This window comes from Paracidovorax wautersii, from assembly GCF_900113035.1.
GTDB classification, from domain to species: Bacteria; Pseudomonadota; Gammaproteobacteria; order Burkholderiales; family Burkholderiaceae_C; genus Paracidovorax; species Paracidovorax wautersii.
Genome location: NZ_FONX01000033.1, coordinates 1 through 8,821 on the forward strand (window position 1 = coordinate 1; position 8,821 = coordinate 8,821).

The 8,821-nt window shown below is 60.5% G+C and carries 9 protein-coding genes; 8 read left to right on the forward strand and 1 reads right to left on the reverse strand.

All coding sequences use genetic code 11. From position 1 onward, the window contains the following. The 4 genes from BM070_RS23420 to BM070_RS24650 all read left to right on the forward strand — a co-directional run. A partial coding sequence (locus BM070_RS23420) for a DUF4337 family protein (RefSeq protein ID WP_092942646.1) occupies window positions 1-429 on the forward strand: 429 nt, incomplete at its 5' end. Between the two features lie 13 nt (window positions 430-442). Further along, window positions 443-940 (forward strand): dihydrofolate reductase, encoded by a 498-nt coding sequence (locus tag BM070_RS23425; protein WP_092942649.1) that lies wholly within the window; start codon window positions 443-445, stop codon window positions 938-940. Window positions 941-994: 54 nt separating this feature from the next. Next, window positions 995-1,771, forward strand: coding sequence for an exodeoxyribonuclease III (xth, locus tag BM070_RS23430; RefSeq protein ID WP_092942652.1), 777 nt, complete (start codon window positions 995-997; stop codon window positions 1,769-1,771). A 224-nt stretch (window positions 1,772-1,995) separates the two neighbouring features. Next, the gene (locus tag BM070_RS24650) at window positions 1,996-2,634 is read left to right on the forward strand and encodes a hypothetical protein (protein ID WP_139222969.1); all 639 of its coding nucleotides are present in this window, start codon (window positions 1,996-1,998) and stop codon (window positions 2,632-2,634) included. A gap of 182 nt (window positions 2,635-2,816) precedes the next feature. Here BM070_RS24650 and BM070_RS23435 read toward each other — a convergent pair whose 3' ends face one another. Then, on the reverse strand, window positions 2,817-5,177 hold the full coding sequence (locus tag BM070_RS23435) for a helicase C-terminal domain-containing protein (RefSeq protein WP_092942655.1): 2,361 nt from the start codon (window positions 5,175-5,177) through the stop codon (window positions 2,817-2,819). Window positions 5,178-5,455: 278 nt separating this feature from the next. Between BM070_RS23435 and BM070_RS23440 the strand changes: the two genes are divergently transcribed. The 4 genes from BM070_RS23440 to BM070_RS25385 are packed head-to-tail and all read left to right on the forward strand — an operon-like array spanning window position 5,456 to window position 8,789. Then, window positions 5,456-6,166 (forward strand): hypothetical protein, encoded by a 711-nt coding sequence (locus BM070_RS23440; protein ID WP_092942658.1) that lies wholly within the window; start codon window positions 5,456-5,458, stop codon window positions 6,164-6,166. After that, the gene (gene csf1, locus BM070_RS24655; RefSeq protein WP_139222970.1) at window positions 6,163-6,912 is read left to right on the forward strand and encodes a type IV CRISPR-associated protein Csf1; all 750 of its coding nucleotides are present in this window, start codon (window positions 6,163-6,165) and stop codon (window positions 6,910-6,912) included. The genes BM070_RS23440 and csf1 overlap by 4 nt, the downstream gene beginning before the upstream one ends. A 34-nt stretch (window positions 6,913-6,946) precedes the next feature. After that, on the forward strand, window positions 6,947-8,095 hold the full coding sequence (gene csf2, locus BM070_RS23450) for a type IV CRISPR-associated protein Csf2 (RefSeq protein WP_092942664.1): 1,149 nt from the start codon (window positions 6,947-6,949) through the stop codon (window positions 8,093-8,095). A gap of 1 nt (window position 8,096) precedes the next feature. Then, window positions 8,097-8,789 carry a hypothetical protein gene (locus BM070_RS25385; protein ID WP_092942667.1) on the forward strand — a complete coding sequence of 231 codons (693 nt, stop codon included), beginning with the start codon at window positions 8,097-8,099 and terminating at the stop codon, window positions 8,787-8,789. Window positions 8,790-8,821 lie beyond the last annotated feature (32 nt).

Below are 8,821 nucleotides of genomic sequence, written 5' to 3' on the forward strand. Positions count from 1 at the left end.
GGCGCCACGCAGGCCAATGCCGGCCTCATCAAGAACGACGCCGCAATCAAGAAGACCGAGGCGGCCAACCAGTGGGCCTACTACCAGTCCAAGAGCACCAAGCAGTCGGTGACCGAGCTGGCGCGCGACCTGGCCCCCGAACAGCGCCGGGCCGAACTGCAGGCCAAGCTGGACCGCTACGAGCAGGAAAAGAACGACATCAAGAAAAAGGCCGAGGCGCTCGAAGCCCAGTCGCAGGCGCTGGACGAGCAGAGCGAGGCGCAGATGCACCAGCACCACCGCTGGGCCCAGGCCACCACCGTGCTGCAGGTCGCCATCGCGCTGGCGGCCATCGCGCTGCTCACGCGCCGCAAGTGGCTGCAGTGGGGCATGTACGGCGTGGCCGGGCTGGGCATGGCGGTCGGCGTGCTGGCCGCGCTGCACCTGTGACGGCCACCGCACCATGAACCTGCGACTCATCTTCGCCCGCGCAGCCAACGGCGCCATCGGCCGGGACAACGCCATGCCCTGGCATCTGCCCGAAGACCTGACGCATTTCAAGCAGGTCACCATGGGCGGCACGGTCGTCATGGGCCGCAAGACCTGGGACTCGCTGCCCGCGCGCTTCCGCCCCCTGCCCGGCCGCACCAACATCGTGGTCACGCGGCAGGACGGCTGGCAGGCGGACGGCGCGCTGCGTGCCGCCAGCCTGGAGCACGCGCTGGAACTGGCGCGGCCGCACGGCGATGCGGTCTGGATCATGGGCGGCGCCCAGATCTACGCCCAGGCCCTGCCGCTGGCGGGCGGCGTGGAAGTCACCGAGATCCAGCAGGACTTCGACGGCGACGCCTTCGCGCCCGAACTGGGCCCCGAATGGCAGGAAACCGCCCGCACGCCCGTGCAGCGGTCCACGGCGGGCGGCCTGCCGTTTTCCTTCGTCAGCTACAGCCGCCGCCGCTGAAAAAAGAAAGAAGGCGCAGCCGCGCCGCCACTCCCATACCCGCATCGACCCGCCATGAAGCTCGCCACCTGGAACGTCAACTCCCTCTCCGTCCGCCTGCCCCAGGTGCTGGCCTGGCTGGCCGAGAACCCCGTCGATGCGATCGGCCTGCAGGAGCTGAAGCTGGTGGACGAAAAATTCCCCCACGACGCGCTGCAGGAGGCGGGCTACCACGCGGTGAGCTTCGGCCAGAAGACCTATAACGGCGTGGCCATCCTGAGCCGCTCGCCCGTGCGCGACGTGGTGCGCAACATTCCCGGCCATGAAGACACCCAGGCGCGCGTCATCGCCGCCACGCTGGACACGGCCGGTGGCCCGCTGCGCTTCGTCAACTGCTACTTCGTCAACGGCCAGGCCCCGGGTTCGGAAAAGTTTGCCTACAAGCTGCAGTGGCTGGAGGCCCTGCACCGCTGGCTGCAGGCCGAACTGCAGGAACACGCCCGCCTGGTGCTGGTGGGCGACTTCAACGTGGCCCCGGAAGACCGCGACTCGTTCGACCCCGTCGGTTTGAAAGACACCATCCACCACACGGTGGAAGAACGCGCGCACTTCCAGTCGCTGCTGCAGCTGGGCCTGACGGATGCCTTCCGCATGTTCGAGCAGCCCGAGAAGAGCTTTTCGTGGTGGGACTACCGCATGCTGGGCTTCCAGAAGAACCGGGGCCTGCGCATCGACCACATCCTGGTCAGCGAGGCGCTGAAAGCACAGGTGCGGGCCTGCCATATCGACCGCGCACCGCGCAAGAACCCGCAGCCCAGCGATCATGCGCCGGTGGTGGTGGAGCTGGGCTGATCGCCCTGCAGGTCGGCGTTGAATTTCTGGGCGTCGAACTGGTCCAGCAGGCATTGGAAGCGCTTTCCCAGAGTGGGGATGCATGCGCGGAGCCGGAAAAAGGTATTCCGCGAGTACCAAAGTCGGAGACGCGGACAGAGGGCAGTGGACCCTATCCCTGACGGCGCTCTACCATCTGCCCGTTCCTGGTGCTTCATTCATAAATAACTTACCAAATTCATCCCATGCCTTTTTCCATAGCAGATTGCCGATTTGATTGCAAAATTAACCGCCCTCCGGTGCGCGGGGATGAGACAATTCAGGAATCTGTTGAAAAACTGGCGGCTCGGCTTCAAGTGAGAAATTTGGCGATGGAGGCCGTGGCCCGACTGCCTGGAGAGGGGGAGGAGGTTGCCGGCGCGCTATCGGTGCAGTGTGTGAAACTTCAGAAAGACTGCGACAGGGCTTTCTTCGTTGAACATTTTTTGGAAATACAGCGCGCCTTGCTTTTCTTCAAGGAAGATGGCATCCTGAAGATGGTCAAAGATAACCGTTTGATTTGCAGTGGAAGCAGTCCCAAGGAGCTTGTCTTTGGCTTGAGGGCGGCGGAATTTAAGTGGAAAAGGCCGGAAATAAAATTTATTCGCCATAAAGGCAGTGGACTTTATTTATCTGAGGGTGAATTTAAAGAGGTGCGTGAACGTGTCTTGAAAAAGATCGGTGTTGCTAATTTCGAGAAAAGGCCGCCGCCGTTGCAGAGCTGGGAACGCTGCCCGGCTTACCCCGGTTGCACCAACATTGACTCGCCACGTAAGAGTGCGTGGCCGGTTGCATTCAGCGCGTCTCGGATGGAATTTTTCACCGCGGGGGCGAACGACTCCTGAGGTCTTAATCCCAGCTGCAGCCCCGAGGGGGGGGGAGCCAGGGGCTGCGGCGGTCGGTCGGGCGAGTTTTGGCGTGCCAAGTGGTGGAGGCGGTTACAGCCGCTCGGCTACCCCGGCTTGCACCGAAGCCAGCGCCGTGGCGGCGTGGCCGCATCGGTATCGCCGGCCATGGCCATATCGGTTCAGAAGTATGACTTCTTGATGTAGCGTGAGAGGGCGGCGAGGAACTTGCTGGAGTAGGTGGCAGTGCGCACGCTCTCAAGGCGGCTGTCCAGAATCCACAGGCGGCGTTGCTGGAGGCCCGGTCGCCGCACCAGGCGGCCGATACCCTGAATGAACTTCCGCAAGGTGTAATTGATCTCCACTTGCATGCCGATGCGCTGCACCTTCTCGGCATGAAGGTAGCTGCGCTGCGTGTTGAAAGGGAGGGCTGTAATTACTACGTCGGTGAGTAGAAAGTCCTCTCTTGGCGGGACATCGCCATTGGACAGGTCCAGGCCTGTCCAGGCTCCGCCTGTGGCGATAGCGATGGGTTTGAGGCCTTCTTGGCTTTTCTGACGGAAGACGCGGGCCATGCCATCGACGCCGGTGCCTGTCCTCTGTTCGATAAGGCGTGATGGGTCGTTCAGTTGTGCTCTCAGCGCATTTGCGATGATTTGCGCGCGTTCATAGCCGGTGCACAGCGCCAGGGTGCCGCCAGCTGCGGTGTCACCGATGGACTTCAGATGAGTGGCGATCTGCTCTGCCCATTCCTTGATTCCATCCTCGTTGAAACTCTCGCCCTTTGGCGGTGTCGGTGCGTGCCCAGGCTTCGGGAGATGAAGCGTGGGGCTTGTATAGAGCCATGAGGGGTGGATGCGGCTGGTCGTCTGCAGTCGTTGCCTCGGCACCGCCAGTTCCATCGCCAGGGCGTTTGCGGCACTGTCTAGCGAGGCGCTCGGGGCGAACAGCGTGCCAGAGAACAGCCCTGCGACCTCTGTCGATTCCCAGGTGTACAGCAGGGAGGCGCTCACGCTTTTAACCCCCATTTGGATCAGTGGGTAGCGTCGGGTCGGGCTGAACTCGATTCGGCCGGTGTAGTCGTCGAGCACCAGGTCGATTGCGTGTTTGCTTGACATGATGAAAGATAGGTGGGCGTTCTGTGACGCCTTAGCACTCTTCATGGCTGAGGTGCCGAGATCCGCTAGTTGGTCCCGAAGCGTCTGAAGCCTCGCACGCACCAACGCCCATGAGCGAGTGGTGCGATCGTTACCGGGGGCGAGTGGTAAGTTGACTTCGTCCGGGAGCGCTTGCATTGCCATATAAGCTTGCGTCCATGAGTCGCGGCAGGCATCTACTTTCCCCTTGAGGCCCATGCCTGGCCAGGCTTCCCTCTTGAGGGTCGCGCCTAGCCGAGACATGGCCAGAGAGGCGCCGTTTACCGATGCGAATCCCTCCTCCAGCGCATGAGCCTCGTCGATCAGCAAGGCGTACGGTTGAGGTATTGGCGGCGTGTTACCGCGACTGAGCGCAATGGTGCGCATGGCCAGCATTGCGTGGGTAGTGAAGATGATGTCCGAGGTTTCGGCTGCTGTCTGGAGGCGGCGGTATTCGGCGCAGTCTTCGTCCTCTGCGTGGTGTGCAGAGAGATGCGCATCCTTGGTGGGGAAGTCGAGGTCTCCGCAGACCGCGCGCAGGTCTTCCATGAGGCCGCTCGCGGGGATACCGCGAGTTGCTGTCGATTGGCCTGGTGGCATGCCTTTATCTAGCCACTCTTGAACTGGCGGGCAGGGGTGCTCGCTGAGCAATTCGGCCACGGCCGAGGCGCTGACGAACTGCTGGCGGCCGATGAGCAGCGAGTGGGTCGCTTTGTTGTCTCCAAGTCGGAGGAATTCGCGCACGAGGTGCATCATCGTGGCGATCGTGGGCGCGGCAATCACGATCGGCCGGCTGTGCTTTTTCCTGGGCTCCTGGAGTCTTGCCTCGGTGTCATGCCAGGCGGCTACGCGATCTTTGATGAAGGCGGGAAGATTGCTTGAGCCGTTGGTCTGGGTGGGGAACTTGTGACCGCGTTTGCGGAGTTGCAGCAGCGAGAGTGCGCAGGTCCCAATGATTCGGCTTTTGCCTGTTCCTGTGCCCGCTTCGACGGCGACGACGGCACCATGTCGGGCGCTGCTCATGAACTCGTCGTGCAATTGGGCCTGGTCCGGCCACAGACTTTGCGCTCCTGTGGGCGTTTCATCTTTCTCTGGGTTTGGCGCGACCGCAACCGCCCTGGCATTTAGTTCCGCTTGCACGAGCATGCCGGCAAGCCGGCCTGGTGCAATGGTAGGAGCGATGAGTCGTAGCCCCTGTAGTTGGTCTAGGCGGTTCTTCAGGGATGACAACTCTTTGACGAGGTCTACCGCGATCTTCTGGACATCATCGGGAAGCGCTTGCGGTGCGCGGCCGTTTTGCAATGCGATGTTCAACAGCTCCTTGAATTTCGCGCTGATCGAGGTGGCCGTGTCACTGGCCCAGGCTGCCACTGTGCTTGGGACGTGACACTTAACGTATTCAGGCATGCTGATTACAACCGGTTGTTTGCGTATAGAATAATTTTAATTCTAACGCTCTTTATGTGGGGGTGGCCATGTGGATTCAGGCGCAGTTCACGATGTCGGACGAGGCGGCGTCAAAGCTCTTTACGTCGCGGCGTACGCCGCAGTCGGTTCGAAAGTGGTTGGCTTCTGCGGCGACTCGCCATGCCATTCCTTTGGACTCCAGAGTGTTTGGGTATGCAGAGGGGGGAGGTACGCCTAGCGCGCCTCGCCACATCGGCATCGGTGTTCGCGCTCGCGGAATGAGTCTGCATGCCGTGGGGGCGGAGAACATTGCGCTGGTCCAGGAGCACTTGCCATCCATTCAAGCAGCGCTCATTCGGGACGGCGGTGCTTTCGTGCATGCCGATGTGTTGGCCGGCAGTTGTCAATTCGATTTCACGCGTGTGCCTCTCCAGTATTTCTTGCGCGGCGTGTACGTCACGCACGGCGACAAGGATGACGTCGTGGCCAAGACGTGGGATGGGCTGGAGGGTGATGACGAGGCTCGCCTGTCGGCCGACTCATTCAAACAGGCCGTTGCCGATGTGATCAACCGATCGCTGTCGCGCCAGGTGCGCATGCTGATGCTGCGCGGTGACTTGAAGAGCCCTGATGGTGGTGAAGCTTTGTCTCTTGAAGGTGGGGGGCGCGGCCGCGCGGAGGATTACTTGGCGGCAATCCGAGAGGTTCTGACGGCGAGGGGCATCGCTGCGGAGCCGCGGGCCATGCTCGGCGTCGAGGTGCAGAGCATTCGCCGCTGCACATGGGTGTCTGCATCCAGTTCCACGCGGGTGGGCCGGATGCTGCTATCCGACGTTGCTTTCACGGCCAAGGCCCGATTTGGTGGCCTGTGGCTGGCGGGAATGGCACTTTCGTTCGGCGACGGTGTCGTGGCTGAAAAGCCCCGCGGCAGTCTCAGTATCAAACGTCAGATGCTTCTGCGGGGCGTTGGTGCGGAGGCCTTTGCATGAACCGGCTGACTGCTTCCGACCTGGCGTGCCAGGCGTTGAATGTTCGGCCTCAAGGGGAGCCACATCGGCATGGATCTACCACTTGTTCGTTTTGCGGCAAGGCAATCCATGACGGAGACCCTTCTGCTCCATTCGAACCAGCAAAGACATTCACCGATACGCTCAAGACTTTCCCGTCCGGGGTGATCTGCGGTGCGTGCGCGACCGTGACATCAAGCCAGGTGATGCTTCGCAATTTTCAGCGAGTGGTCATCACAAATAATGGTCTGTACCCCATTGGGACCGACGCAAATCGGGCGTGGCTGTGGATGACTCCTCCTGAACCACCCTTCGTGGTGGTGATCAACCACAGCACCATGGGTGCATACCACTATGTCTGGCGCACGCCTGTGAGCATGAGCAAGCAGCTCATCTGCGCGAATGTCGATGACACGCTGATGTGGATTGATCAGCCCGCATTGATCGAAGCGGTCAATGTGTGCCGTGAGCTGGAGATGCTCATGAAGCAAATTGGTATGAAAAAGGCTCAAGTGTGGAAGAGCCCCAGCCGGGAGGGGCTTGGCGGGGGGCATGGGCTGCTGTCCGCCGCTGTGCATGACCTTGCGGCGCGCTCGCCGCAGGTGCAGCCCAAGATTGATTTCCTGGCGACGCTCGATGCGGGAGTGCTGGTCGCGCTTGCGTCGATCATCAAATCAAAACCTGTCGATCCTGTGAAGCCAGAGCCCATCGTTTCATTCGCCGAGTGACCAGTTTTAATACATCGTCTGAGAGGAATTTCCAATGATCAAGCGTCGCTTCTGTGTGGATATCAGGACAGTTTCGCCTATGAACATTATGGCCATGTCCAAGGGGACATTTCTGCCCGAACGCAACAAGATCGTGCGCTACAAGACTTCAGGCGGAAGCGAGTGTGGGCTGACGATTACAACGCCCATTCCTGGAATCTATGCCACCGCCCGCAGTGATGAGGCCGGTGCTGAGGCCGAGGTGCGCAGCGGTGTTGTGCAGATGCCCATCATCCCTTCCAGCACCATCACTGGCGGGCTGCGTCGAGCTGCTTGTTCCCTGATTGAGGATTCGCTGGTGGAGCGCAAGCTGAACGTCTCCGTGGCCGCTTTCAACACCCTTTCTTCTGGGTCAGCCACTGCAACTCTGAATGCTGCGACTCAGGTAACAACAATCAAGGCTGCTGCGCTACATCCGTTTTTTGGATTGTTTGGTGGCACATCGTTTGCACTGTCTTCGCGGATGGTGGTTGCTGACGCGGTGCCGGTATGCGAGGAGGCCATGGGCATGAGCCTGCTGCCATCCGACCAACCTGCCATGCTGGTGCTTCCCAGCGACATGCTCATGCCCGTGCAGATCATTCGCAAGAACGATGCAATGGGCAAAGATGCCCAGCGCCTGATTGAGTTGGTGGGCGAGGCTGAGATCACCCAATATTGGGTGAGTCAGTCGGAGCAGGCGGTCAAGCGCAAGGAATCGAAGGCTGCGGCGGTAGCCGCACTCGCTGCGGGTGAATCCGTTGAGAAAGGCAAGAAGGAATCGTTGCAGACAGCCACGGCGATTGAGGCCGTTATGCCGAACCTGAACTTCGTGCTGTCCTTTGAGGTCAATGCATTTTCAGAGGCTCAGTTTGGCCTGTTTCTCATGTCGTTGCAGCGGCTGCTAAGGAAGGGGCAATTTGGTGGTCGCGAAGCGCGCGGCTTCGGTCGATACCAGGTCGTGTCCGCTTCCATCGCTTCTCAGAACGACAAAGGGATTTGGGCGAAGTTGGGCAGTGTTTTCAGCGACATGGATACATTGGAATTCGACGCCGAATTGCGTGGCGCCTCAGCGGTCGCTGAGGACTGGATTGATACGTGTTCTGTGCCGGAAATCGAGGCGTTCGCAGGCGCCGATGAAACCTTCTTCGAGAAGGCGGCCTAAGATGCATGAGCCATTGCGCATCGAAATCCGGATGGCAACGCCGATCGTCATCCCGTCTCACATCAAGTGCCTTGACGGCTTGATCGCTTGGGCTCGTGTGGAGGAGGCGATCGCTGCGGGCGTGGCGGTCCCCGAGTGCTATGAAGTGCAGCACGATCTCCCGCTTGCAAAGTATGAGGTTGGTGGGCAGTGGGTTTTCAAGGCATCTGCATTCCAGTACGAGTGGAGTGGAGAGCGCTTCGAGTCCCATCGAATCAAGCGGCAACACGTTGGAGATTACGCCGGGAGCTGGATGCGAGGGGCTATTGCGTCCAGTCGCAAAGGACGCATTCGTGTGGACACGGGGAGCGGCGCGACCAAGGCGGGCCTGTACCCCGTCGCGAAGCGCCAGTGCGATGTGGCTAGAGCTTGGTGCATAGGTGACCCAGCGGGCGTGGAGCGACTTATGCGTGGTGTGGTCACGTTCGGAAAGGGGCGCAATCGTGGGGCGGGCCTCGTCGTGTCGATTGATGTCGTCCGCGATGAGCGCGCATTGCAGCTATGGGATCGGCGGCCTATGCCTATGCAAGGCTCCGCTGAGCATGCGAGTCGGTATGCACTTGGTGCTCATCCACTGCACCCACCGTACTGGGACACCAGGAATGCCGAAGTTTGCCTGCTTCCTTTGAAGCAAGGAGGCGTAGATTTCTTCTAAAGAGAATGTGTTTTTCCTAAATGCGCTCAAGA